The sequence below is a fragment of the Nonomuraea sp. NBC_00507 genome, assembly GCF_036013525.1.
Lineage (GTDB): Bacteria > Actinomycetota > Actinomycetes > Streptosporangiales > Streptosporangiaceae > Nonomuraea.
In genome coordinates this window covers 4,906,806-4,933,282 of record NZ_CP107853.1, presented here as the reverse complement: position 1 = coordinate 4,933,282, position 26,477 = coordinate 4,906,806, and the positions used below count along the sequence as shown (strand labels likewise).

Sequence of the window (26,477 nt, the reverse complement as noted above, 5' to 3'; positions counted from 1 at the left end):
CGGCGCGCGGGGTGTGCAGCGCCGTCCCCCGGCCGTCCTACACCCGGACCGTGGCCTTCGCCGATGCGGTCCAGTCTCGGCCGCCCGCCCTGCCGGTCAGGACCGCGCTGCCCGCGGGCGCGTCCGCACCCGGGGTGACCGTGAACTCGGCGGCGCCTTCCGAGCCGGGCTTCAGTGGCCCCAGCACGACCTGTGCGGGCGCGACGGTCCACCCGTCCGGAGCCTCGACGGACACCGCGGCCGACGGGGCCAGCGGCCTCTCGATCGCCCGGACGGTGACGGTGACCTTCGCCCCCTGGCCCGGGGTCACCCCCGCGGGTGCGCCGATGCGGACCTTCTGCAGGGTGTACGCCCGATAGGTGTGGCCGGCCTTCCCGGTGAACTCGATCAGGTCGGGGCCGTGCTTCTTCACAGGAACATGACCGCCGCGCGTGGCGTCGACCACCTTGTAGCGCCCGGTGAACATCTCGGCGCGTACTCTCACGGTGCCGTCGCGGTCGGGCGTGATCAGGAACTCGTCGGCCTGCCCCTCGCTCCACGCCGCCCCGACGGTGTGGCCGCCGCGCCCACGCAGGCCCTTCACCCGCCCCATCGGCCAGGCCTGCGGCAGGGCCGGCAGCAGGTGCAGCTCGCCGTTGTGGCTCTGCAGCAGCATCTCGGCAATGCCCGACGTGGCGCCGAAGTTGCCGTCGATCTGGAACGGGGGATGCAGGTCGAACATGTTCGGCGCGAGCCTGGCCGGGGTGACGAGGGCGCGGACCAGGTCGTGCGCCCGCGTGCCCTCCTCCAGCCTGGCCCAGTAGTTGATCTTCCAGGCCAGCGACCAGCCCGTCCCGTCGTCGCCGCGCAACTCCAGCGTCCGGCGCGCGGCCTGGAACAGCTCGGGTGTGTCGCGCTTGGTGATCTGGTTGCTGGGATGCAGCCCGTACAGGTGGGAGACGTGCCGGTGGTTGCGCTCGGTTTCCACCCAGTCGTAGAGCCATTCCTGGATGTTGCCGCGCGAACCGATCTTCATCGGAGCCAGCCGGTCACGGGTGGCCTCGACCTTGGCCCGGAAGTCCGCGTCCACGCCGAGCACCTTGCTGGCCTCGGCGCAGCCGTCGAACAGGTCGCGCAGGATCTGCATGTCCATGGTGGGGCCGGCGGCCACGCTGGCATTCGCGTGATGGCTGAGTTCGGGGGAGTTGGACGGGTTCGTGACCAGCCAGCCGAGTTGCGGCTCCGGCACCAGGGTGTCGAGGAAGAACTGGGCGGCGCCCTTCATGGCCGGGTAGTTCGCGCGCAGGAAGCCGGCGTCGCCGGTGAACAGGTAGTGATCCCAGATCAGACTGGCCAGCCAGGCGCCGCCGGTCTGCCACATGCCCCAGAACGCGCCGTCCACGACCGATGTGGCCCGCCATGCGTCGGTGTTGTGGTGGGTGACCCAGCCGCCCGCGCCGTACTGTGCCTGCGCCGTGCGGGCGCCGGTCGTGGTGAGGTCCTTGATCATGTCGAACACCGGTGCATAACACTCCGACAGGTTCGTCGTGTCGGCGGGCCAGTAGTTCATCGGCAAGTTGGCGTTGATGGTGTACTTCGAGTCCCATGGCGGTCGCATCTGGTCGTTCCAGATGCCCTGCAGGTTGGCCGGCTGGGTGCCGGGTCGCGAGGAGCTGATCAGCAGGTAGCGGCCGAATTGGAACAGCAGCGCGGAGAACTGCGGATCGTCGGCGGAGAGGTGTTGCGCGATCCGCACGTCGGTCGGCTGGTCGGCCGCCGCGGTACGGCCGAGGTCGAGCGTCGTACGCCCGAACAGCTTCTGGTAGTCGGCCACGTGCCGGCTGCGCAGCTTGTCGTAGGGCCGTTTCACGGCGGCGTCGAGGTGCTTGCGCGCGATGCCCTGGTGGTCGCCGCCGACGTCGTTGTAGTTCACGTAGCTGGAGCCGATGGAGATCAGCAGGGTCACGCTGTCGGCGGCGGACACCTGGAGCGTGCCACCGGAGCTGGTGATGCTGCCGCCTTCGGCTATGGCCTTGGCCAGTGCCAGGAAGCGGACCGAGCCGGTCACTCCTTCGAAGTCGCCTGAGACGCCGTCGAGTGCGACTGTGGTCGCGTCGGGGCTGGAGCGTGTCGTTCGCTGAGGGCTGTCGAACGTCGCGGAGAACGAGATCGACCCGGGCCTGTCGGCCGTCAGGCGGACGGCGATCACCTGGTCCGGCGCGCTCGCGAACACCTCGCGCCGGTACCGAACGCCGTTCATGACGTAGGTCACGGAGGTCGTGGCGGTGGTCAGATCCAGCTGACGGTTGTACTCCGTCACCCCGGCGGCGCTGCCGAAGGAGAGCCGTAGGTTGCCGACGGGCTGGTAGGCCAGCTGGCCCGCGGGTTTGCCGAGCATCGTCTGGTTGATCAGATCCTGGGCCTGGGTCCACTGGTTCTCGAAGACCAGCCGCCGGATCTCCGGCAGCGCCTGCGCGCCCTTCGGGTTGCTCTGGTCGTACGGCCCGCCGGCCCAGACGGTGTCCTCGTTGAGCTGCAGCCGCTCGATGTCGACGTTGCCGAACACCATGGCGCCCAGGCGGCCGTTGCCGATGGGCAGCGCGCGGAGCCAGTCGGTGCCGGCGGCCTCGTCGTACCAGAGCGCCAGGTCGTTGGCGGCGCGCACCTCTGGGGGCGGTGCCGAGGCGGCCCGGGCGACCGCTGTCCATTGCATCGGCAGCAGGAGAGCACCGGCTCCGGCTGTACCGAGCTTCATCAGCTGCCTCCGCGTCGGGTGGTCTTCGGGCATGGCTGTTCCCATCGTGAGGGGTGCGGGGACGGGCTATTCCTGGACCTTGCCGCCGGTGAGGCGGGACAGGACGAGGGCGACGATGATGATCGCGCCGTTGAGGGCCTGGATCCATTGGGCGGGCACACCGGCCAGGGTGAGGACGTTCTGGATCATGTAGAGGAGGAGGATGCCAGTGAACGCGCCGAACATCGTGCCCTTGCCGCCGTTGAGGCCGACGCCGCCGATCACGGCCGCGGCGAACACGGTGAAGATGGCGCCATCACCCTGCGCGGCCGCCACGGAGGCGAGGTGCCCCGACATCAGCAGGCCGCCGAGCGCGGCCAGCACACTGGCGCCTACCAAGGCGGTCCACAACACCCGGTCGGTACGGATGCCGGCCGCCTTGGCCGCGTCCACGTTGCCGCCGATGGCGTACAGGGCGCGGCCGTACTTGGTGAAGCCCAGCAGCACGATTCCGGCGGCGAACAGCAGCAGGCAGAGCCAGATCGAGGCGGGCACGCCGAGCCACAGGGCCGAGCCGAGATAGAGCATCGACGCCGGCAGGTTGAAGAAGGTCTGGCCGCCGGAGATGCCGGTGAGCAGGCCACGCAGCACGATGAGCATGCCGAGGGTGACAATGAAGCCGTTGAGCCCGAACCGCACGATCAGCAGCGCGTTGATCGCGCCGATGAGCACGCCGACGGCCAGGGTGATGGGGATCGACCAGAAGCCCTGCAGCAGGCCGAGCCCGGCGCCCGAACCGGCGGCCACGGTCAGCCACGCCGCCACGCCCGGCGCGAGACCGAACGTCGACTCCAGTGACAGGTCCATCTTTCCGGCGACCAGCACGATGGTCTGGGCCAGGACCAGCAGTGAGATCTCCGACATGGTCTGCAGGATGTTGATCAGGTTGTCGCCCTGCAGGAAGATCGGGTTGACGATCTGGCCGACGACGGCGATCGCGATGATCGCGGGGATCAGGGCGAAGTCGCGCAGCCGGGCCAGTCGTATCCGTGGCCGGTCCCGCTCGGGGGCGGCGTTCTCAGTGGCGGGCGTGAGAGTTTTCTCAGGCATCGAGCCGGACTCCTTCCATGGCCGCCACCACGTCGTGGTCGTGCCACCCGGCGGCCATCTCGGCGACGACACGGCCCTGGAACATCACCAGCAGCCGGTCGCACAGCCGCAGGTCGTCGAGTTCGTCGGAGGCGATCAGCACGCCGGTCCCTCTGGCGGCCGTTTCCTCGACCTTGCCGAGCAAGAACTCCTTGGACTTGACGTCCACCCCGGCGGTGGGGGTGATCAGCACGAGCAGCCGGGGATCGGAGGCCAGCGCCCTGGCCATGACGACCTTCTGCTGGTTGCCGCCGGACAGGCCCATCACGGGCAGGCCGGGACCGGGGGTCTTGATCGCCAGGTTGGCGATCAGGGTCCTGGCCAGCCGGTCGCGCCGCCGGCCGCTGATCAGTCCGGCCTCGCCGAGCTGGTCGGGGACGGTCATGGTGGCGTTGTCGGCGATCGACATCATCGGCACGAACCCCTGGTGGTGCCGGTCGCGGGGGACGAAGCCGACACCTGCGGCGAGCGCGTCGGGCACGCTGCCGGGACGGGGAGTGCGCCCGGCGACCTCGATCGCGCCCGAATCGGCCGCGCGCAACCCGACGACGGTCTCGGCCAGCTCGGTTCTGCCGCTGCCGGCCGCGCCTGCCAGGCCGACGATCTCGCCGGACCGGATCTGGAAGTCGATCTCCCGGTAGGCGTCGCCGTACGTCAGGCCGCGCACGCCGAGCACCACACCGGCGCCGCCGGGCACGGCCGTCCGGGAGGACGCCTCTACCAGGCCGGCGGCCTCTCCCGCCATCGCCGCCACCAGCTCCGCGTGCGGCAGATCGGCCACCGTGGTGGTCAGGATGTGCCGGGCGTCGCGGAAGACCGTGACCGTGTCGCAGATCTCGTAGATCTCCTGCAGGTGGTGGCTGATGAACAGGAAGGTCACTCCCTGTTCCTGCAGGGTGCGGATACGGGTGAACAGCCGGGCGATGGCGGCCGCGTCGAGCTGGGCGGTCGGCTCGTCGAGGATGATGAACCGGGCGCCGAACGACAACGCACGGGCGATCTCCACGAACTGCCGCTGCTCGACGTCCAGTTCGCCGGCCGGCAGGCGCACGTCGACGTCCACCGACCAGGTGGCGAGCAACTCGGCCGCCTTGCGCCGCAGGGCGGCCCAGCGGACCAGCCCGAGCCGGTTCAGGTCGTGGCGGTGCAGGTAGAGGTTCTCCGCCACGGTCAGCTCGGGGATGATCGTGGACTTCTGGTAGACGCAGGCCACCCGTTGCCGCCAGGCATCACGGTCGGCCAGGCGCGGGGCAGGCTCGCCGCCGAACCGCACCTCGCCCTCGTCGGCCGCCTGGAGCCCGGTGAGGATCGATACCAGGGTGGACTTCCCGGCTCCGTTGCGGCCGACGAGCGCGTGGGTCTGGCCGGGCATGATGCGGATTCCGGCGCGGTCCAGCGCGACGGTCTCCCCGTATCTCTTGGTGACACCCACCGCTTCGACGACAGGCGTGGCCGCCTGGTCATCCGCCAAGGTTGTTGCCCCACAGAGAGGAGTCGGCCGGCTTGACGCTCGCCACGCCCGCGTAGGTGCCGCCGTCGGCGGTGACCAGGGGCGCGGAGAGCTGGTCCTCCAGCAGGCCGGGGCGTACCTGGATGATGGTGCTGTCGTGGTCGGTCGGGCCGGGCTTGAACGTCTTGCCGTCGATGGCGGCCTTGGTGTACTGCAGCGCGTACTTGGCGTATTGGTCGGCCGGCTGGGAGACGGTGGCGTCGATGTTGCCGGCGGCGATCTCCTTGAGCTCCTGGGGGATGCCGTCGTTGGAGATGACGAAGACGTGCTTGGGGTCGTCCGGCGGAACCAGGAGGCCGCGCTGCTGGAGCACCTGGAGGGTGCCCGACAGGGCGAAGCTCGACTGCATGTAGACACCCTTGATGTCGGGATTGGCGGTGAGCTGGGTCTGGAGCTTCTGCGAGGCGATCGCGCCGTCCCAGTTGGTGGCCTCGCCGAACACCGTGATGCCGGGGTAGCTCGCCTTCATGCAGGTGTTGAACGCCTCGGTGCGGTCGCGGCCGTTGATGGAGGCCAGGTCGCCCTGGAGCATCACGACCTTGCCCTTGCCGGACAGCTTCTCGCCGAGGAACTTGCACGCCTTCTCGCCGTACGCCCGGTTGTCGGCGCGTACCACCATGAAGGCGTCGCCCTGCTCGGGACGGGTGTCGACCATGACGACGGGGATCTTCTTGGTGTTGAGCTGCTGGAGGGTGGGGGCCACGGCGGCGGTGTCCTGCGGCGCCAGCACGACGCCCTTGACGCCCTGGCTGATGAAGCTCTGCACGTTGGCGGTGAGCTTGGAGATGTCGTTCTGCGAGTTGGAGGTCTTCAGCTCCAGGCCGTTCTCGGCACCGAACTGGGGGACGTACTTGATGAAGGAGTTCCAGAAGTCGGTGTCGGAGCGGGGATAGTCCACCCCGACGACCGGCTTGCCGCCTCCTGAGGCGGCCGTGCCGTCGCCTCCGCCGCCCCCGCAGGCGGTGGCCAGGCCGGCCGACAGAGCGACAGCCGCCCCTAAGGCGAGTCCTCTTCTCATGGGTGTTCCTTCCCTGTGCTGGGTGGGGATGGGGAGCGGGGCGCGAGGGCGTCCTCCATGGGATGTTTCGGGGAGGTGAAGCAGCCTTCACCACACCGACATGGGATGTCTTTGTAATCCTCGCAAGGGCGGCGTGTCTAGACCTCCCGGGAAATAGCTGCGATATCGCAAAAAACTGCCCTGACAGCGCACCCTGTGATGAGCAGACAACCCATGTCTGCTCATCCATAAGTCCAAATCTTCCTCGGACATAGGATGTCTGTTATGTTTCCCAGCGTGACGCGCGTGCCGATCGAGCGACTCTGTGCCTGGAGGGCGCCCGCATGTCCCTGACCGACGAGGCGATCTCCCGCATCCGGGCCCTCATCCAGTCGGGCGAGCTACCACCGGGGGCCCGGCTGCCGCCGGAGCACCAGCTCGCCGCCCAGCTCGGCGTCTCCCGCAACCCGCTGCGCGAGGCGGTCAAGGCGCTGGTCGTGGCCCGGGTCCTTGACGTACGGCGGGGCGACGGCACCTTCGTGACCAGCCTGGAGCCGCGGCTGTTGCTGGAAGGGCTGGGGCTGGCCGTCGAGCTGTTGCGCGACGACACCCTGCTGGAGATCGTCCAGGTACGGCGGATGCTCGAGCCCGCGGCGACCGCCCTCGCCGCGTCCCGGATCTCCGCCGAGCAACTCGACGAGATCGGCGAGCACCTGAACGCGATGCGCGCCGCCTGCGATGACGTGGAGAAGCTGAACCACCACGACGCCGCCTTCCACCGCGCCGTCGTACGGGCGACCGGCAACGAAACGCTGTCCACCCTGCTCGACGGAATCTCCGGCCGCACGCTGCGGATGCGGGTGTGGCGCGGCACGGTGGAGGCCGGCAGCTCGCACAAGACCGTCGCCGAGCACGAGGCGATCTACCACGCCCTGGCCGCCGGCGACGCGACGCTCGCCCAGGCCGCGGCGCTCGTGCACATCGGCACCACCGAGACCTGGCTGCGCTCGGTGTTGGGAGACGTCGAGGAAGCCCGGTGGTCACCCCCGTCCACCACGCTGCCGCTCACAACCAGGCGGGCACCGTAGAGCCCGGCGGGCGCGCTAACGTTGCAGGCGCACGGGGGCGCTGGGTGCGTTGCGCCGGACGAGCCAGGCCTCGGTGATGTGCGTGAACATCGCTTCACTGGCGCCATCGGGGTCATGGGCGGCAATGCGTTCATAGATGCGGCGATGGCCCTGGTTGGACGCCACGCACAGGGCGCGTTCCGGCTTTCCCATGTATCGGGCGGTGTTGATCACCTGGCTCTCCAGCGCTCGCACGACGCCCCGGGCGATGCGGTTGCCGGACGTCAGCATGATCGTGTCGTGGAAGGCACGGTCGTGATCGGCGTAGGTGACATGGTCGTCCACGAGCTCGTCCATCCGGTCCACCAGAGCACGCAGCCGCTCGATGCTCTCCTCGTCCGCCACCCGGGCGGCGAGGTAGGCCATGTCGGACTCGAGCAGGCGGCGGGTGACGACGAGGTCGTCGAGGATCCCCAGGCTCTCGTCCATGTCGATGGTCGCAGCCAGAACGAGCTCGTCGAGCATGTCCCACATCGTGGGCGGGGTCACCATGGTGCCCGCGCCCTGGCGAACCTGGACGAGCCCCTTCTCCTGGAGGATCTTCACGGCCTCACGGACGACGGTCCGGCTCACCGAGAAGGTCTCGCACAGCACGGGTTCTGGGGGAAGGGGCGTGCCGGGCGGGTGCACGCCGCGGACGATGCGCTCCACGAGTTCCGCCGTCACCGCCTTGCCCAGACTGGCCGGTCGTCGGACCCATGCGGGCGGCGGCACGGGGACGCTGCCGGGCGATTCCTGCGATGCCGTCATATCTTCCTCCGGTGACCTGCTAGGCCAGCGCCGTCGCGGCAGTATATGTCATCCGTATTGACAGCATACGTCATACGAATTACGTTTCCGGGCAGACGGCCGAGGACACCGGCCGCGTTCTGGAGAGTGATCAGCCATGAGGCAGCGAACACTATGGTCGGTCGTCCTCGTCATGGGACTGGCCGTGACCGGCTGCGGAAGCGCCGCACCGACGCAGTCCTCCCCCGGGGAATCCAAGGGCAGGATCGTGGTCTGGGACTGGAAATCCGGCGAACCGGCCGTGGCCTCCTACGTCGAGAAGGCCAAGGCCGACTTCGCCAAGAAACATCCGGATGTCACCGTCGAGTTCGTGGCCCAGCCATTCGATCAGTACTACACGCTCTTGGGCGCGGCCACCCAGTCGGGAAAGGGCCCCGACGTCATGCTCTTCAACGGCGGCGGCCAGCTCCGCGACCGGGTGGACACGCTCCTGCCGCTGGACCAGTACGTTGCCGAGGACAAGCAGCGGCTGGCGGGCTGGGACGCCTTCAGCAAGGACGGCAAGATCTACGCCGCCCCGGTGACGCTGCAAGGCCACCCGATCTACTACAACAAGACGATCTATCAGAAGGCGGGGCTGGATCCGGCGAACCCGCCGAAGACGTGGAACGAGTTCGTCAGCGGCTGCGCCGCCATCAAGAAGACGGCCGGCGCCAGGTGCTTCGCCCTCGGCAACAAGGAAGGCTTCGGGATCCAGTTCTTCATGTCGGGACTCGGGCCGGGCATCCTGACGCCCAAGGAGTACGACGACTGGATCTCCGGGAAACGCGACTGGACCTCTCCCCACGTGAAGGAGATCTTCGCCCTGTGGAAGAAGGTCAACGACGACGGCCTGAACAACGACGGGGCCAACTCCACCGCGCTGTTCAACGACGCCTTCGCCGTCTTCAACACCGGTAAGGCCGCCCACATCATCGGCCTGATGTCGGATATCGGGCACTGGAAGGACTTCGGCGAGTTTCTGGGCGCCGACCAGGTCGGCGTCATGACCGCCCCAGTGGTCACCGACGGAGCCACGCCCGTGCTCCCCTACGACGGCGGCATCGGCTACGGGGTGGCCAAATCGACCAAGAATCCTCAGCTGGCCGCCGACCTGGTGCGATCGCTGACCTCGACCGGCGCGCTGACCGCCTTCTACACCGGCGCCGGCGCGATCACCTCCGACACCACGATCGACGTGTCGCAGGGCGCCCCTGCCGTGGCCGCGATCGTGCCCCAGATCAAGGGCGGCAAGCCCGCACTGCACGTCGCGCTGTCCAGCAAGACCCTGGACCTGATGGGCCGGCTGTCCCAGCAGCTCCTGAGCGGGTCGGCGAGCGTAGATGACGTGGTGAAGCAAATGGCCGCTTCGGACAAGGCGAGTTGATCGTGCCGCTCGGGGGTTCGTCACCGGTGGTCCGCTCGGCGCAGGCGGAGCGGACCACCGGGGCAAAGTTCGAGCAGCCAGGACGCCACGGCAGCACCGGCAGGACCCCCCGCGGGGCGCGGGCCGAGCGTCTTGCGCCCTTCGTCCTGGTGGCTCCGGCCGTACTGATCATCGTGGCGCTGCGGTTGTGGCCGCTGCTGCTGGGCGTCAACTTCTCCTTCACCGGCGACGACGAGCGCAACGGGTCCTTCGTCGGCTTCGACAACTACGCCGAACTGCTGAACGATCCGTTGTTCCGCACCGCGCTGGGCAATGTCGGCTTGCTGGTGATCCTGCTTCCCGTCGCGGTGGCGATCCCCGGCCTGCTGGCGACGTTCATCTACCTGCGGGTGCCCGGGCATCGGCTCTTCCGCGGCGTCTACTTCTTCCCGGCCGTGCTCTCACCGGTGATCGTCGGTGCGATCTTCAACCTGATGCTCGGCTTCGACGGCCCGCTGAACGCCGCCCTGGCACAGCTCGGCCTCGGCCCCGTCGACTGGCTCGGCGACCCGGACATCGCCATGTTCACGGTCGTCGGCGTGCACATCTGGGCGACGTTCGGGATGGCCCTGGTGGTGTTCCTCGCCGGATTCTCCACGCTGGACGCCGCACTCCTGGACGCCGCCCGGATGGACGGCGCGTCACTGCCCCAGATCATCTGGCATGTCATCGTCCCGGGCCTGTCCCGCACCATTCAGTTCGTCTTCGTGACCACCATGATCGGAATGCTGACGTCCATGTTCGGCCTGCTGTACGTCATGACCAGCGGCGGCCCTGAAGGTTCGACGTACCTGCCGGAGTTCTACGTCTGGATCCAGCAGGGACGGATGAACCGCCCGGCACTCGCCTCGGCCGCATCGACGGTGCTGTTCCTCATCATGCTCGTGGTCGGAATCCTGCAGGTGATCGTGCTCCGCCGCGCAGGGAGGGAAGACTGATGCCCGGCAAGAGCTTGGGCAGGTGGGTGGCCGCCGTCCCGATGGCGCTCCTCGCGGTGGCGACCGTCTATCCCCTCCTGTTCACCACCAACGCCGCGATGAAGACCCGGCGGGAGTACATCCTCGACCGCTTTTCCCCTACGAGCTCGCTGCACCTGGAGAACGTCGCCGCGGCGTGGAACAGCGTCGGCATGGCGCGCTACTTCGCCAACTCGCTCATCGTGGTGACGGTAGCGGTGATCCTGCTGCTGCTCTTCGGGTCGATGGCCGGCTTCGCACTGGCTCAGTTGCGCTTCCGCGGCTCCTCGGCGCTGTTCCTCGGCTGCCTCGCGGCGTTGTTCGTCCCGTTCCAGGTGATCATGGTACCGATGGCCCGGGTCATGGCGGACAGTGGCCTCATCGACACCTATCCCGGACTGATCCTGGCCTACGTCGCGCAGTTTCTCCCCTTCACCATCTTCCTGATGACCAGCCACTACAGGACCATCCCGGTGGAGATCATCCATGCGGCAAGGATCGACGGGAACTCCACCTACGGCGTCTACCGGCGGATCATGATTCCGCTCGGCGCTCCGGCTCTGTTGTCCGTCGGCATCCTCGATGCCCTGTTCTGCTGGAACGACGTGCTCATCTCCCTTCTGATGATGCCCTCGCCAGAGCATCGCACCCTCATGGTCGGGGTCACCTCGCTGCGCGGGCAGTACTCGGACAACATCCCCCAGTTCGCCTCAGGAGTGCTGATCGCCGCGATACCTGTGCTGTTGCTCTATCTCTTCCTTCAGCGTCAGATCGCCGACGGTGTCACCGCCGGCTCCACGAAGGGCTGACATGCGCATTTCGGGGTATCGCACGTTGACGACGGTGCATGAATGGGGCCGCCCCGTCGGTGACGCCAACGGCGTCTACGCCAGCGGGAACGTACCGGTGCAGATCATCATGGTGGACACCGACGAGGGGATCACCGGCGTCGGCCTCGGGCCGCACGCACACCTCGACACCATCTTCGCCGCCATCGAAGGCGAGGATCCGCGCGGCGTGACGGCGCTCTACGACCGCATGCTGCGACAGACCTTCAAGGCCGGCCACGCGGGCGCCGTGTTCGGGACGATCGGCGCGCTCGACACCGCTCTGTGGGACATCAAGGCGCAGGCCGCCGGCGAACCGCTCTGGCGCCTGCTGGGCGGTCGCGACCGGCGGGTCCCCGCCTACGCCTCCGGCCTGGACATCGACCTGACAGATGAGGAACTCGTCTCCCTCTACCAGGTCTACGCCCGGCACGGGCTGCGGGCGGCCAAGCTCAAGGGCGGCCTCGACATCGACCGTGACCGGCACCGCCTGACACTGGTACGAGACGTCCTGACCGAGGCCGGGCACGGATCGCGACCGGGCCTGATGCTCGACGTGAACGAAGCCTGGACCCGCAAGCAGGCGGTCCGGCACGTCCACGAGCTCGAACGCACCCTGGATCTCACGTGGATCGAAGAGCCGGTCCGGCGGTGGGACGCCGAAGGCCTGGCCGTCGTCGGCCGCGGGATCCGGGCCTCGGTCGCCACGGGCGAGAATCTCACCGGGCTCGAGCAGTATCGACCGCTGCTGGCCGCGGGAGCCGTCGACGTCGTCCAGACGGCCGCCGTCTGGGGGATCACCCATTTCCTGCGCGTATCCGCGCTGGCACACGCCCATGACCTGCCGGTCAGCCCGATCGGCACCACCCCGATCGCCCTGCTGCACGCCGCGACGTCGGTCCCGAACCACCTGATCAGCGAGCTGCAGGACCTGCGGCCACCTCTCGGGGTGTCTCTCGACCTGACCGTCGAGGACGGCGCGTTCATCCTCGGAGACTCCGCCGGCCTGGGCGTATCGATCGACGAGGACGCGGTCACCTCGCTCGCCTGCCGCCCGGCCGACGCGATGGCGGCCGGCACCCCCAACGTCCGGCCCGAGCACGCCGGACGGCGACTGCTGGCGGTGGCCGATCAGGGCGCCGCATCGCAGCGCCTGCTCACCCCCTAGTCGTAGACCCTCACGACCGGACGGCGAGGTGAACTCGCACCGTTCGCCGCCTCCCGTCCTTGCCACCTACGTGCCGGAAGAAAGGGAACACGCGTGCGTCCGTTACTCGTGCTGCACAGACGAACATCAGCTGCGGCGTCCGCCGCCTTACTGATCGCGGCCGGACTCCTCGTCGGCCCGGTCGCCGCCCGGGCGGAGGCCACGGCCCTCGGAAACCAGACGATCGTGGTCGCGCCCCCCGAGACCAAGAACGCCGATGACAAGGGCCCGGGCAGCGCCGGACGGCCGCTGGCGACTCTGGAGGAGGCACAACGGCGGGCGCGCCAGGCGGCCGCTGAGGGCAACCGCGACGTCACCGTCGAACTCCTCGACGGCACTTATCGGCTGACCGCGCCGCTGCGGTTCGACGCCGCCGACTCCGGCCGGAACGGGCACACCGTGACCTGGAAGGCCAGGCGCGGCGCCAAGCCCGTGCTGAGCGGCGCCAAGCCCGTCACCGGCTGGGTGCTCGACGACGCCGCGACGGGCGTCTACAAGGCCCAGGTCGGCACCGGATTCGACAGCCGGCAGCTCTACGTCGACGGCGTCCTGGCGCAGCGGGCACGCACCAAGCTGGCCCGCGACGACATCACGCTCAACGCGACCGGCTTCACCGTCAACAACCCCAGCCTCGCCTACCTGGCCACGCTGCCCGACCAGAAGCGCATCGACTTCCAGGCGATGCTGTCGTTCACCAACCGTTTCGCGCCCGTGCAGAGCATCTCCGGCTCCACGGTCGTCATGCAGCAACCGGCCTGGGACAACAACACCTACGGTTACGACACCATCCAGTCTCCGTTCCGCACGCCCGCCTTCTTCCTGCTGAACTCCAGGAGGTTCCTCGACGAGCCCGGCGAGTGGTACCTGGACCCGAGTGCCGGGACGCTCTACTACAAACCGCTCGCCGGGCAGGATCTCTCACGTGCGCGCGTCGAGCTGCCGCGGCTGGAGTCGCTGCTGCAGGTCGGCGGGACGTACGACGAGCCCGCCCGCAACCTGCGGTTCGAGGGCCTGACCTTCACCGGCACCACATGGCTGCACCCCGGCACTGCCGACGGATACGCCAACCAGCAGACCGGCACGTTCATCAGCGGCGTTCAGCCGCACCGGCCGGCCGACGCGTTCACCTCGTGCGCGGTCGGCTGCAAGGGATTCGAAGGAGCGCGCAACGGCTGGGCGCAGGCACCCGCCGCGGTGCAGGTGTCAGCCGCGGAGAATGTCAGCTTCGCCGGCGACACCTTCGTGAACCTCGGTTCCGTCGGGCTCGGCATCGGCAACGACGCCAACGCCCACGCCAGCGGTGTGGGATTGGGCGCGCACCACGTGACGGTCACGGGAAGCACCTTCACCGCGAGCGCCGGCGGCGGCATCGTGGTCGGCGGTGTACGGCCCGACGCCCACCACCCCTCCGACCCGCGCATGGTCAACAGCGACATCACGATCAGTGACAACCGGGTCTACGCGACCGCGCTCGAATACCAGGACCAGGACGCGATCTTCGCCAGCTACGTCACGCGGCTGACCATCGAGCACAACTACGTCTCGGACATGCCCTACTCCGGCATCGGCGTCGGTTTCGGCTGGGGCGCCAACGACCCGGGCGGCAGCCCCGAGTACATCAACCGCGGGCTCTACGACTTCCAGCCGATCTACGACACCCCGACGACCTCGAGCGATGTCCGCATCGTGGGTAACCACGTGCGCAACGTCATCCAGACGATGAACGACGCCGGCTGCATCTACACCCTCTCCGCGATGCCCCGCAGCACGATCGACGAGAACTACTGCGAGAACAGCGGGCAGCTCGGCCTGTACTTCGACGAGGGCTCGCGGTACCTGTCCGCGAACCGCAACGTGTTCGTCAACACCGCGGGGCAGTGGGCGCATGCCAACAACCAGAACGGCAACCACACCGGCAACCTCACCCTGACCGGAAACTTCGCGACCAACCCGGCCATCACCGGCATCGTCAACGGCCAGCGCGGCAACGTCACACGGGACAACACCGCCATCACCTCCGGCAACCTCCCGATCGCGGCCAGCGAAGTGATCCACAAGGCGGGCCCGACCGGCCAGTACCGCGGCCCCGCCGACCCGCAGCGCCCGCCGGTCGGCGCCTACCTGGTGGCCGAACCGGTCAGCATGAGCGCCGGTGGTACGAGCACGGTCACCGCCACGGTGGCGAACATCGGTGACAGCCCGGCTTCCGGCCTGCGTGCCCGGATCACCGTCCCCGAGAAGTGGCAGGCCGTGCCCATCGGCGAGCCGCTGAAGCAGGGCCTCCCCGCGGGCGCCTCGGCCACCGTGTCGTGGAAGGTCACGGCGCCCGGGTCGGTCACGACCCCCGTCGACCGCGCGCCGGTCACGATGTCACTGACGTTCCAGGCGGGCAGGGCCCAGTACGCGCTGAAGAGGTCGCTGACCCTGACCGCGCTCAACCCGCTGACGTCCCTGAAGGGCTACGGCTCGGTGCCGAGCCGGTTCGCCGAAGCCGGATCCGCGTACGCCATCCTGACCTCCGGCACCGACATCTGGCAGGACGGCGGCGGGTCGTTCGACGAGTACGGCGCCATCTACCGGGACGACGCGGCCGGAACCACTGCCACGGTGACGGCACGGGTCACCGAGATGGACAACACCAACTCCTGGGCCAAGGCGGGTGTCGTCATCCGCAACGATCTCACCGCCGCCGCGTCGTCGCCCGGGTACGCCGTCATGGTCGTCACCCCCGGCAACGGGGTCGCCTTCCAGTGGGACTCCAACGGCAACGGTTACCTCGACTCGTTCGCCACAGCCTCTGGGATCAAGGCGCCGGCCTGGGTCCGCCTCGTCCGCTCCGGCAACGAGGTCAGCGGCTACTACTCCACGAACGGCACCGATTGGATCAAGGTCGGCCCGACCGCCACCCTGCCCGGCATCGCCGGTACGCAGGACGCGGGGTTGATCGCGACCTCTCACGCGGCCGGCGTGACAGGCCAGTTCAGCTTCAGCGACTTCACCGTGAGCACGTAAGGAGTGCACCTGGTAGGTGGAGACACCTTTCGCCGGAAGCGGAGGACCGCCTCCGGCGAAAGGGTGTTTCTCGCCATGTTCCTCAGGTCCGGGTCCAGCGCTGGTTGACGCCGCCGTGGCAGGACCAGAGGACCAGCTTGGCGCCGTTGGCGGTGGCGTTGTTCGGCACGTCCAGGCACAGCCCCGACTGCACTCCGGCGATGGTGCCGTCGCTGTTGAGGCGCCACTGCTGGTTGGACTGTCCGTTGCAGTCCCAGATGATCACCTGGGTGCCGTTGGCAGTGCCCTGATTGTAGGCGTCCAGGCACTTGTTGCCGTAGACCCGTAGCTCACCGCTCGCGGTGGGCGTCCACTGCTGGTTGGCCTGGCCGTTGCAGTCCCAGATCTGCGCCTGCGCACCGTTGGTCTGCGAGGCGCCGGTGACGTCCAGGCACCGGCCTGAGCCAACCCCCTTGATCTCCCCCGTGGGCGTAGGGACGATGCCTCCTCCGGTCACGATGTACATGGCGGCCCCGTGCCCGGGCACCGACGCGCTGATCGTCCCGGACGAGGAGGACGTCGTGTGCGCCCACAGGTCGCGCACCGAGTAGGAGGACGCCGAGCCCAGCCCCAGGGCGGAGGCGGTGGTGGAGACGGTCGAGGTCGAGGTGCCCCGGTTGAGCAGGACGACCGCGACCGAGCCGTTGGACATGGGCTTGCGCCAGACCTCCAGATTCCCGTTGTCGCTGATCTTGTGGCCCTGCCTGCCGCCCCAGTCCTGGTTGACCGCGATGACCTCGGTGTTCGTCAGGATGGACCGGGTCTCCGCGCTCATCGACCGGATGTCGTTGCCCGCGATGAGCGGCGCGTTCAGCAGCGACCACAGGCTGAAGTGCGCCCGTCCCTCGGTCGCCGTCAGCGCGCCCACGCCCACCTCCAGCATGTCGGGGTCGTTCCAGCCGCCCGGCCCCGAGTACGCCTCGAGCCCGACCTGCTGGTCCAGGATGCCCATGATGGAGTTCCAGTTCGACGCGATGTCGCCCGTCGTGCGCCAGGAGTTGCCCACCGGCATCCCCCAGGTCCACACGTTCTCCTGGCCCCAGTTGCACAGGCTGTAGAGGATCGGGCGCCCCGTGGCGGCCAGCGCGTCACGCATGGCGGTGTAGCGCTGCTGCCCGTTCCTGCCCTGGTGATCGCCGCAGTTGTCGTACTTCAGGTAGTCGATCCCCCAGGACGCCCACAGCGCGGCGTCGCGCTGCTCGTAGCCGAGGCTGGCCGGGTACCCCGCGCACGTGGTCGTCCCCGCCGAGGAGTAGATGCCGAGCTTCAGCCCTTTGGCATGGACGTAGTCCGCCAGGGCCTTCATGCCGCTGGGGAACTTCTGCGGGTCAGCTACCAGGTTCCCGTTGGCGTCGCGGCTCTTGGTGGACCAGCAGTCGTCGATGTTGACGTACTCGTAGCCCGCCGCCGCCATGCCGCTGGAGACCATGACGTCCGCGGTCTGCCGGATGAGGCTCTCGTTGACGTTACAGAAGAAGGTGTTCCAGTCGTTCCATCCCATCTGCGGCGTACGGGCGAGCCCGTTGTCCAGCGCGATGGCCGGCGACGACGTACCGCCGATCGCGACCAGGGAGCCGGCGGCCAGTAACGCCGCCAGCATCCATCGAATGACCTTACGCATCTGGCTCCTCTCAACACGGGATCGGTGAGCGCACCCTCACCTGATCAGGAGGCGTCGCAGGTAAGGGTGGGTGTGGCCGCGGCGCCGTTGGCGGTGAAACCGAACGTGGTGGTGCCGTCGGGGGCGATGGAGCCGTTGTAGGCCTCGTTGCGTACGGTCACGGCGGCTCCGGAGCCGGAGCGGACGCCGTTCCACAGGTTGCTGATCGTCTGCCCGCCCGGCCAGGTCCACTCGACCGTCCAGCCGTTGACGGCGCTGGCGCCGGCGCGGACGGTGACGGTGGACTGGAAGCCGCCGGACCAGGAGTTCACGGTCTGCATCGTGGCCGTGCATTCACCGGTTCCCGGGGTGGGGGTGATGGTGGGCGTCGGACTGGGCGACGGGGAGCTTCCGAACTGGGAGAAGAACTTCCACACCTCTCCCTTGGTCCAGGTCGTGACGCCACTCTCGGCGTAGGTCCCATCCACCGGACCGGGCATGTGACCGTTGTCGAACGCGGCCCAGACGACCGGATAACCGGCCCGGCACCCCGAGTAGGTGGTGACGATGTGGGTCCGGCTGCCCGAACTCGGCTCGGGCGGGTTCTGCGCGGTACAGCCGTTGTTGCGGACGAACCTGTCACGCAGCGACCGTCCCTGCGAGATGTTGAGCACCGTGTCCCCGATGCCATGCAGCCCCATGTACGCGACGGGCTGGGTCCCGCCGCTGCACCCGCTGAGCTGCGCGCCGGAGAAGACCGCGACCGCCCGGAAGACCGTCGGCCGCGAGCACGCGAGTGAGAAGCTCATCCCGCCGCCGTAGCTGAAACCGGTGGCGAAGCGCTGCGAGGTGTCGACACAGAGATCCGCCTCGATGAGCCGGATCATGTCGTCGACGAAGGTGACGTCTTCACCGTTGCTGTTCGCCCAGCCGTTGTTGAAGCCCTGGGGCGCGACGAAGATCGCGCCGTTGTTGGACAGCTGCCTGAGTCCGTAGAAGGACCAGGGGTATCCGCTGGTTCCGCCCGAGTCGACGTCGGCGGCGGTGCCGCCCCGCCAGTGGAAGCCGAAGATCAACCGGTAGGGCGTGTTGTTCTGGTAGTTGTCGGGAAGCCGGAGGATGAAGGAGCGGTTCTTGCCGCTGGTCTGGATCGACTGCGTACCGCTCCTCAGCGTCGGGGTCTTGCCGCATCCGGCGGTCGTCGCGAGGGCGCCGGCGGGCGCCGCGGCTGTGCCGGAGTCGCTGCTCATCGCCGCACCGCCCGTGACCAGTACGAGAAGTGCCGCGACAGCGACCGCGATCATGGTGAATAGGGAGCCGCGTCCTGACATCAGGTAACTCCGATCTTGGTGCGAATTCCGATGCGTCTGGATGGGGGGCCATTTGCTGCTCCCTTGTTCGGCGAGAGCATCGGCCGGCTGGGGACTACTGGAATGAGGCGTCGTCGATGGAGAAGCCGTCGGTGCCCGCCGCCGTCTCGACGTAGAAGGTGGCGCCGGTCAGCGCTCCGCTCCATGACACGGTCGCCGTGCCGGTGAGCTGGGTCCAGCCGCCGGAGTTCACCGTCGTCACCGGTGTGAGCTGGAGATAGCTCGTCGTGCCGTTGGCGGTGACCGCCAGGGTCGCCTTCGCGCCGGGCGTGCCGCTCTGCGACCGCACCCAGACGCTCGTGGTGTAGCTCTTGCCGTTGGTGAGCTTGGTGGTCACGTCCTGGGTGGTGCCGTTCCATGACGCCGTGCGCCCGGTGATGGACAGCGCCCGCGCGCCGCCGTGCACCGGGCCGGTGACGGACGACAGGGCTCCGCCGGACGCGCCCCAGCCCGTCGTGCCGCTCTCCATGTCGCCGTTGGTCAGCAGGTTCCCGCCGGTGGCGGGGCCGCCGGTGAACTGCCACCAGTTGACGTTGAACAGGTTGCCGCTGCCGCCGGTGTACTTGAAGTACAGGTCATGGGTGCCCGTCGCGCCGTTCACCGGGCAGGTGACGGTCGTCCACGTCTGCCAGCCGCCGGTGCCCGGCACGGTGCAGGTCCCCACCAGCGTGCCGTTGACGCCGTCGAGGTGGAGCTCGATCCGGCCGCCGCTGGTCGCGGAGGCCACGCGCGCGGTGAAGGACGTCGCGCCGGAGCCGAAGGCGACGCCCTTGACCTTGATGTGGTCGCCGTTCTCGATCCAGCCGACGTTCATGCCGCCCTCGCCGGCGGGTTCGGTCTCCACACCGGACGCCCAGGCGATCGTCTCGGCCTCCTGGCGGACGTAGGGGTTCAACGTGCCCACCTGAGGCGCCCCGGTCGTGGTCATGTTGATCGTGGGGATGGTTCCGTCGGCGTTGTAGCTGAACTTCTCCACGGCCACCGAGCGGGTGAAGCCGCCACCGCCCGGCAGGGCGCCGTTGTGGTAGAAGAAGTAGGACCCGCCGTTGAAGTCGATGATTCCGGGGTGGTTCGTGAAGCTGCTGCCCTGCGTGGGCATGACCGTCCCGCGGTAGGTCCAGGGCCCGGTGGGGCCGGGGGCCGTCGAGTAACCGATGAACTCCGAGCAGCATTTCGCCGCGAAGACGTTGTAGTAGAGGCCGTTGCGCTTGTAGACCCAGGGCCCCTCTTCGTACAGGGTCGGCCGGCTGGTGTTGCCGGTGCGGGTGCCGAAGCCCGCGGTGGTGAGCGGGATCTGGGTGGGGCTGCCGGAGTACGAGATCATGTCGGCGTTGAGCCTGACGTACCAGAGGTTGGGGTTACCCCAGTACAGGTAGGCCTGCCCGTTGTCGTCGATGAAGACCGTGGGGTCGATCTCACCGTTCCTGACCAGCGGGCGCCCGATGGCGTCGGTGAAAGGCCCGGTGGGGCTGTTCGAGACCCCGACGCCGATGGCCATCTGGCCGCTCGCCCGGTCTTTCACCGGGACGTACCAGTAGAACTTGCCGTTCCTGTAGACGGCCTGGCCGGCCCACGCGTCCGCGCTCGCCCAGCTGAAGGTGGCCAGGCTCATCGGCGAACCGTGGTCGGTCCAGTTCACCATGTCCGCGGACGACCAGACCCGCCACTCCTTCATGGTGAAGTATGTCGAGCCGTCCTCGTCGTGTCCCGTGTAGAGGTAGACCCGGCCCTCGTGCACCAGTGGAGCGGGGTCGGCGGTGTAGATCGTCTGGACGATCGGGTTGTCCGCCCTGGCCGTGCCCGGAATCACCGTCACGGCGCAGAGCAGCGCCACGATCGCCAGCACGCCGAGCCTCGCCATGACGCCGAACTGAAAGGGGGATGCGACTTTCATGGTCACCTTCCGAAGTCGGGCGGGCGTGGGTGCGAGCCGCGGTGTGTCAGGTCCGGGTCCAGCGCTGGTTCGCGCCGCCGTGGCAGGAGTAGAGCTGGAGCCGGGTGCCGTTGGCGGTGCCCTGGCCCACGGCGTCCAGGCACAGCCCGGACTGCACGCCGGTGATGGTGCCGTCGGCGTTCAGGCGCCATTTCTGATTGGCGCCGCCGTGGCAGGAGTAGATCTGGATGCCGGCGCCGTTGCCAGTGCCGGCCGCGTCGAGGCACTTGTTGCCATAGACCCTGAGCTCGCCGGCCGAGGTGGCGGCCCACTGCTGGTTGCCGCGCCCGTTGCAGTCCCACAACTGCACCGCGGTGCCGTCGGCGGTGGCGGCGCCGGGCACGTCCAGGCAACGCCCGGAGCCGACGCCCTTGATCTGCCCGGCGGGTGGTGGAGTCGGCGTCGTGGTGGACGAGCCGCCGTCCAGGCCGAAGAAGCGGATGGCGTACGCGGCCATCCCCGGTCGCGGCAGGTCGTGGCCGGCTCCGGTGATGGTGTACGCCTCGACCTGCCCGGAGCCGAAGACCCGCCGGGTCCAGCCGGATTGCGGGCTGTCAGTGGAAGCGGGGGTCTGGCTCAGTCCGTGCGCGTTGGTCCACTGGTCGACCTCCTCCTGCAGCATCGTGTACGGCAGCACGGAGTCGGCGGTGCCGTGCCAGGCCATCACGCGCGGCCGGGGCCCGGCGTAGCCGGGGTAGGCGTTCCTGACCAGGTCACCCCACTGCTGCGGCGTCTTGTCCCCGCACCCGGCGGGCCCGAGGCAACCGTAGGGAACACCCGCGAACGGCGCGCCGGCCTTGAACACGTCCGGATACGTGGCGAGCAGGTTGAGGGTCTCCATCGCGCCGGAGGAGAAGCCGGTGGCGAACACCCGCTCCGGGTCACCGTTGTAGCGTTGCAGCGCATAGGTCGCCATGGAGACGATCGACACCGGGTCACTGCCGCCACCGTGCCGCAGGGCCTCGTTCGACCACACGTCGAAGCAGTTCGACAAGCCGTTGGCGCTCTTGTTCGCCTGCGGGTAGATGACGATGAAACCGTGCCGGTCGGCTAATGAGGCGAACTCGGTGCCCTGGTGGAAACCCGGGGCCCAGCCGTTGCAGCCGTGCATCGCCACCAGGACTCCCGGGCGGGATGCCACCGTGTCGGGGACGTAAAGGTACATCCGCAGACCGCCGGGGTTGGCGCCGAAGCTCGTCACTTCGGTCAGGACCGCCGCCGACGCTCCCGGCACAACCGTGAGGAACACGGACAGAGCAGTGGCTAACGCCGTGATCAGAGCCGCCAGAGCGGCTCCGATGCCCGCGCACCTTCTCGTACGGGGTTCGCTTCGCTTCATGGGTTCGCCTCTCCGCTGTTAGCGCTAACAAACCGCTGGCCTGGTCGGGCTCCCCTAGGGCCGATGGAGGTGGTGGCGGGACGGAGCAAACACGAGTCAGAAAGGTACTGTCAAGAGCGCCTTAACGTGCAGCGGCCGACGGCGGCGGCGCCCGAGCGCGCTCACCTCGGATTACCGAACCTGGCTGCGATCGACCTGCGAGAGCGTCGCCATGAAACTTTCATGCGAACCGCACCCGAAGAGCCCAGTCCGAAACTTTTAAGGGCCACCATTCCCCCTTGGGCCAGCACAAGTAGCGCAGCCGGGGACATGCTCCGCCGAAAACTTTCATGACATCCTTGACAATTTTCGGCGAGCTTCACACACTGAGTGCCCGAGGTGATCTCCCCTACCGGCTCGGTGGTGCTCAACAGGGACTGCCGTCCCCGACACCTGTGGTGTGCGTCCCTACCGGGGCGCGGCGTCGGTCCCGCGGGCGTGTCCCGCACGAACCCTTCCCCATGATTCGCATACGGAGGCTCAAGCATGCGTGTCAACGCCATGTCCCCACCTACCGCCCGACGGCCGCTCGGCGCGCGTCGGGTGCTGATTGCCGGCGCTCTCGGCGCTCTCGGCCTGATCACGGCACTGGCGACGGCGATTCCGGCCGATGCCGCGGAGAGCACGCTCGGTGCGGCCGCCGCGCAGAGCGGCCGCTACTTCGGCACCGCCATCGCCTCGGGCAGGCTCGGCGACTCGCAGTACACCACCATCGCCAATCGCGAGTTCAACATGGTGACGGCCGAGAACGAGATGAAGATGGACGCCACCGAGCCCAACCCGGGGCAGTTCAACTTCTCTGGCGGGGACCGGGTCTACAACTGGGCCGTGCAGAACGGCAAGCGGGTGCGGGGGCACACCCTGGCCTGGCACAGCCAGCAGCCGAACTGGATGCGGCCGATGGAGGGCAGCTCGCTGCGCCAGGCGATGATCCGCCACATCAACGGTGTCATGGACCACTACAAGGGCAAGATCTACGCCTGGGACGTGGTCAACGAGGCCTACGCCGACGGCAACTCCGGCGGGCGGCGCGACTCCAACCTCCAGCGCACCGGCAATGACTGGATCGAGGTGGCCTTCCGCACCGCGCGCGCCGCCGACCCGGCCGCCAAGCTGTGCTACAACGACTACAACATCGACAACTGGAGCTGGGCCAAGACGCAGGGCGTCTACAACATGGTCAGGGACTTCAAGGCCCGCGGCGTGCCGATCGACTGCGTCGGCCTGCAGTCGCACTTCAACAGCAACAGCCCCTACAACAGCAACTACCGCACGACCATCCAGAGCTTCGCCGCGCTGGGGGTCGACGTGCAGATCACCGAGCTGGACATCCAGGGCGGCTCGGCCACCACGTACGCCAACGTCGTCAACGACTGCCTGGCGGTGCCGCGTTGTACCGGCATCACGGTCTGGGGTGTTCGCGACAGCGACTCCTGGCTCGGCGCCGGCGCCGCTCCGCTGCTCTTCGACGGCAACGGCAACAAGAAGCCCGCCTACACCGCGGTCCTCAACGCACTCAACGCCGCCGACCCGTCCCCTGACCCCACAGTGACCCCGACCTCGCCCGGCGGTGCTGGGCAGATCAAGGGTGTCGGCTCCGGCCGCTGCGTGGACGTGCCCAATGCCAGCACCACCGACGGCACCGCGGTCAACCTGTGGGACTGCAACGGTCAGAGCAACCAGCAGTGGACGCAGACCTCGGCCGGGGAGTTGAAGGTCTACGGCAACAAGTGCCTGGATGCCGGGGGCACGGGCAACGGCGCCAGGATCCAGATCTACTCCTGCTGGGGCGGCGACAACCAGAAATGGCGCGTCAACTCCGACGGCACGATCGTGGGCGTACAGTCCGGGCTGTGCCTGGACGCCGTCGGAGCCGGCACCGCCAACGGCACCGGCCTGCAGCTGTACAGCTGCCACGGCGGCAGCAACCAGAAGTGGACCTACAACGCGGGGTGAGCTTCACCTGCTGACCGCACCTCGGTGCGACCTTCCCTCGGCCCCGGTGAGGAGGCCGAGGGAAGGTGAGCCAGGCCCGTTCGGAGCGGGGACAGCAAGTTAACCCGCCTCGTGTCGCAAATTACCCTCTTGCCAGCCCATAACTTCTGTGAAACTTTCACAAGCACGAGCGGTGCGGCGTGAGCTCCTTCGGCGCAAAACTCGAGGCAGGAAGGCGTTCCGGCGGCAACGCCCAAGTCGGCGAGGGTGCCCGTCGTTGACGCCGGCCGGACCGTCGGATGTACTCCGCGACAACGCGCTCAACAAAGCAGGCCACACAGCTTTAGGCAGGAGAATGTTAGCGCTAACAAGCATCGCCTGTCCATCAACGGCGCGGCGGCCAAGGGGGCTGGGACGCGCCGCTTCGGGGTCGCGCGTCGTGCAGTGGGCCGACAACGGCTCGAACAACCACCTCTGGAGGTTCTTGTGAGGCGCGTGCTCGCGGTTCTCTCGTCACTGCTTCTCGTGGGTGTGTTCCTCACGCCCCAGGCGTCGGCCGCGACGGTCGACACCAACGCGTGGTACGTGCTGGTCAACCGCAACAGCGGCAAGGCGCTCGACGTCTACAACCTGTCCACCGCCGACGGCGGCCGGATCACCCAGTGGACCCGCAACAACGGCAACCAGCAGCAGTGGCAGTTCGTGGACTCCGGCGGCGGCTACTACCGGCTCAAATCCCGCCACAGCGGCAAGGTCCTGGACGTCTCCAACTTCTCCACCGCCAACGGCGCGAATATCGTCCAATGGTCTGATCACAACGGCACCAACCAGCAATGGAGACTCGCCGACTCCGCCGGCGGCTACATCCGCCTGATCAACCGCAACAGCAGCAAGGCGCTCGAAGTCCAGGGCGCCTCCACCGCCGACGGCGCCAACATCGTCCAGTACGACGACTGGGGCGGCAACAACCAGCAATGGCAACTCGTCCAGGTCGGCAGCAACCCTGATCCGGGCAGCACCTACACCAACCCGGTCGTCTGGCAGGACTTCGCCGACGGCGACATCATCCGGGTCGGCGACGCCTACTACTACTCGGCCTCGACGATGCACTACTCGCCGGGCGCACCGATCCTGCGCTCCTACAACCTGGTCGACTGGGAGTACGCCGGACATTCGGTCCCGAGGCTCGACTTCGACTCGAGCGCCTACGACCTCAACGGCGGCCGGGCGTACGTGAAGGGCATCTGGGCCTCGACCCTGAACTATCGGCCCAGCAACAGCACCTACTACTGGATCGGCTGCGTCGAGTTCAACCGGACCTACGTCTACACCGCCTCCGCCGTCGACGGCACGTGGACCAAGCGCTCGCGGATCAACAACTGCTACTACGACGCCGGCCTGCTGATCGACACCAACGACACCATGTACGTCGCCTACGGTAACGGCACCATCAGCGTCGCCCAGCTCTCGGCCGACGGGCTCAGCCAGGTGCGCGCCCAGCAGGTCTTCCAGACCCCGAGCAGCGTCGGCACCCTGGAGGGCGCCCGCTTCTACAAGCGCAACGGCTACTACTACATCTGGCTGACCCGCCCCGCCAACGGCCAGTACGTGCTCCGCTCCACCTCGCCATGGGGCCCGTACGAGATGCGCCAGGTCCTGCTCGACATGCCCGGCCCCATCTCCGGCGGCGGCGTCCCCCACCAGGGCGGGCTCGTCCAGACCCAGAACGGCGACTGGTACTACATGTCGTTCGTCGACGCCTACCCCGGCGGCCGGGTCCCGGCGCTCGCACCGATCACCTGGACCGGCGACTGGCCGACTGTGCAGACCGTCAACGGCGGCTGGGGTGTCAACTACCCCAAGCCGAACATCCAGACCAGCCGGACCGTTGCGTCCATGATCGGTCCCGACACCTTCTCCTCGGGCAGCCTCGGGCACCGCTGGGAATGGAACCACAACCCCGACACCAGCCGCTTCTCCACCGGCAACGGCCTGCGCCTGCAGACCGCGACCGTCACAGGCGACCTCTACAACGCCCGTAACACGCTGACCCACCGCATCCAGGGCCCGTCATCCACAGCGACGATCGAGCTCGACTACTCGCAGATGGCCAACGGCGACCGCGCCGGGCTGGCCATGCTGCGCGACCAGTCGGCCTGGATCGGCGTCAAGCGCGACAACGGCGGCAACCGGGTCGTGATGACCAACGGGCTGACCATGAACAGTTCGTGGCAGACCACCGGCACCGGCACCGAGGCGGCGAGCGCGAACATCTCGGGCGGCCGGATCTGGTTGCGAGTCAGCGCCGACATCCGGCCGGGTTCCGGCAGGCAGGCCCGCTTCTCCTACAGCACCGACGGCAGCACCTTCGTGAGCCTCGGCCCGGCCTTCACCTTGAACAACGCCTGGCAGTTCTTCATGGGCTACCGCTTCGGAATCTTCAACTACGCCACCCAGTCCCTCGGAGGGGCGGTCACCGTGAGCCGCTTCGACCTCACCACCCCCTGACAGAAAGGCACAGACGTGAAAG

At 68.2% G+C, this 26,477-nt stretch carries 17 protein-coding genes; 8 read left to right on the top strand and 9 right to left on the bottom strand.

The genetic code is table 11. From position 1 onward, the window contains the following. Positions 1–37: 37 nt before the first annotated feature. The 4 genes from OHA25_RS24240 to OHA25_RS24225 form a co-directional block, all read right to left on the bottom strand. Positions 38–2,734, bottom strand: coding sequence for a glycosyl hydrolase family 95 catalytic domain-containing protein (locus tag OHA25_RS24240; RefSeq protein ID WP_327589787.1), 2,697 nt, complete (start codon positions 2,732–2,734; stop codon positions 38–40). Between the two features lie 66 nt (positions 2,735–2,800). Next, positions 2,801–3,823, bottom strand: coding sequence for an ABC transporter permease (locus OHA25_RS24235; protein WP_327589786.1), 1,023 nt, complete (start codon positions 3,821–3,823; stop codon positions 2,801–2,803). Further along, a complete protein-coding gene (locus OHA25_RS24230) occupies positions 3,816–5,333 on the bottom strand; it encodes a sugar ABC transporter ATP-binding protein (RefSeq protein ID WP_327589785.1) in 1,518 nt (505 codons plus the stop codon). The genes OHA25_RS24235 and OHA25_RS24230 overlap by 8 nt, the downstream gene beginning before the upstream one ends. Beyond that, a complete protein-coding gene (locus tag OHA25_RS24225; protein WP_327589784.1) occupies positions 5,323–6,390 on the bottom strand; it encodes a sugar ABC transporter substrate-binding protein in 1,068 nt (355 codons plus the stop codon). Before OHA25_RS24225 ends, OHA25_RS24230 begins: the two co-directional genes overlap by 11 nt. Before the next feature lie 323 nt (positions 6,391–6,713). Between OHA25_RS24225 and OHA25_RS24220 the strand changes: the two genes are divergently transcribed. Then, complete coding sequence (locus OHA25_RS24220; RefSeq protein WP_327589783.1) at positions 6,714–7,457, top strand: FadR/GntR family transcriptional regulator; 744 nt, start codon at positions 6,714–6,716, stop codon at positions 7,455–7,457. 15 nt (positions 7,458–7,472) lie between these two features. Here the strand turns inward: OHA25_RS24220 and OHA25_RS24215 are convergent, their stop codons facing one another. Continuing rightward, positions 7,473–8,246, bottom strand: coding sequence for a FadR/GntR family transcriptional regulator (locus tag OHA25_RS24215; RefSeq protein ID WP_327589782.1), 774 nt, complete (start codon positions 8,244–8,246; stop codon positions 7,473–7,475). A 136-nt stretch (positions 8,247–8,382) separates the two neighbouring features. Between OHA25_RS24215 and OHA25_RS24210 the strand changes: the two genes are divergently transcribed. The 5 genes from OHA25_RS24210 to OHA25_RS24190 all read left to right on the top strand — a co-directional run bounded on the left by OHA25_RS24210 (position 8,383) and on the right by OHA25_RS24190 (position 15,692). Further along, positions 8,383–9,651, top strand: a complete 1,269-nt coding sequence (locus tag OHA25_RS24210; protein ID WP_327589781.1) for an ABC transporter substrate-binding protein — start codon at positions 8,383–8,385, stop codon at positions 9,649–9,651. Between the two features lie 2 nt (positions 9,652–9,653). Then, positions 9,654–10,628 (top strand): carbohydrate ABC transporter permease, encoded by a 975-nt coding sequence (locus OHA25_RS24205; protein WP_327589780.1) that lies wholly within the window; start codon positions 9,654–9,656, stop codon positions 10,626–10,628. Next, positions 10,628–11,455 (top strand): carbohydrate ABC transporter permease, encoded by an 828-nt coding sequence (locus OHA25_RS24200; protein WP_305915519.1) that lies wholly within the window; start codon positions 10,628–10,630, stop codon positions 11,453–11,455. The genes OHA25_RS24205 and OHA25_RS24200 overlap by 1 nt, the downstream gene beginning before the upstream one ends. A 34-nt stretch (positions 11,456–11,489) precedes the next feature. Beyond that, entirely contained in the window at positions 11,490–12,641 is a 1,152-nt protein-coding gene (locus OHA25_RS24195; RefSeq protein WP_327589779.1) for a mandelate racemase/muconate lactonizing enzyme family protein, read from the top strand. A gap of 93 nt (positions 12,642–12,734) precedes the next feature. Beyond that, on the top strand, positions 12,735–15,692 hold the full coding sequence (locus OHA25_RS24190; protein WP_327589778.1) for an NEW3 domain-containing protein: 2,958 nt from the start codon (positions 12,735–12,737) through the stop codon (positions 15,690–15,692). Between the two features lie 82 nt (positions 15,693–15,774). On the opposite strand, the gene OHA25_RS24185 is transcribed toward OHA25_RS24190, so the two are convergent. The 4 genes from OHA25_RS24185 to OHA25_RS24170 all read right to left on the bottom strand — a co-directional run bounded on the left by OHA25_RS24185 (position 15,775) and on the right by OHA25_RS24170 (position 21,973). Continuing rightward, positions 15,775–17,352, bottom strand: coding sequence for a glycoside hydrolase family 27 protein (locus tag OHA25_RS24185; protein ID WP_327589777.1), 1,578 nt, complete (start codon positions 17,350–17,352; stop codon positions 15,775–15,777). A gap of 44 nt (positions 17,353–17,396) precedes the next feature. Then, positions 17,397–18,635, bottom strand: coding sequence for a cellulose binding domain-containing protein (locus tag OHA25_RS24180; RefSeq protein ID WP_327589776.1), 1,239 nt, complete (start codon positions 18,633–18,635; stop codon positions 17,397–17,399). A gap of 121 nt (positions 18,636–18,756) precedes the next feature. Beyond that, positions 18,757–20,595, bottom strand: coding sequence for a family 43 glycosylhydrolase (locus OHA25_RS24175; RefSeq protein WP_327589775.1), 1,839 nt, complete (start codon positions 20,593–20,595; stop codon positions 18,757–18,759). Between the two features lie 46 nt (positions 20,596–20,641). Next, positions 20,642–21,973 (bottom strand): extracellular catalytic domain type 1 short-chain-length polyhydroxyalkanoate depolymerase, encoded by a 1,332-nt coding sequence (locus tag OHA25_RS24170; protein ID WP_327589774.1) that lies wholly within the window; start codon positions 21,971–21,973, stop codon positions 20,642–20,644. A 525-nt stretch (positions 21,974–22,498) separates the two neighbouring features. Here OHA25_RS24170 and OHA25_RS24165 point away from each other — a divergent pair. Continuing rightward, on the top strand, positions 22,499–23,968 hold the full coding sequence (locus OHA25_RS24165; protein WP_327589773.1) for an endo-1,4-beta-xylanase: 1,470 nt from the start codon (positions 22,499–22,501) through the stop codon (positions 23,966–23,968). 474 nt (positions 23,969–24,442) lie between these two features. Continuing rightward, on the top strand, positions 24,443–26,455 hold the full coding sequence (locus OHA25_RS24160) for an RICIN domain-containing protein (RefSeq protein ID WP_327589772.1): 2,013 nt from the start codon (positions 24,443–24,445) through the stop codon (positions 26,453–26,455). The last annotated feature ends 22 nt before the right edge of the window (positions 26,456–26,477 follow it).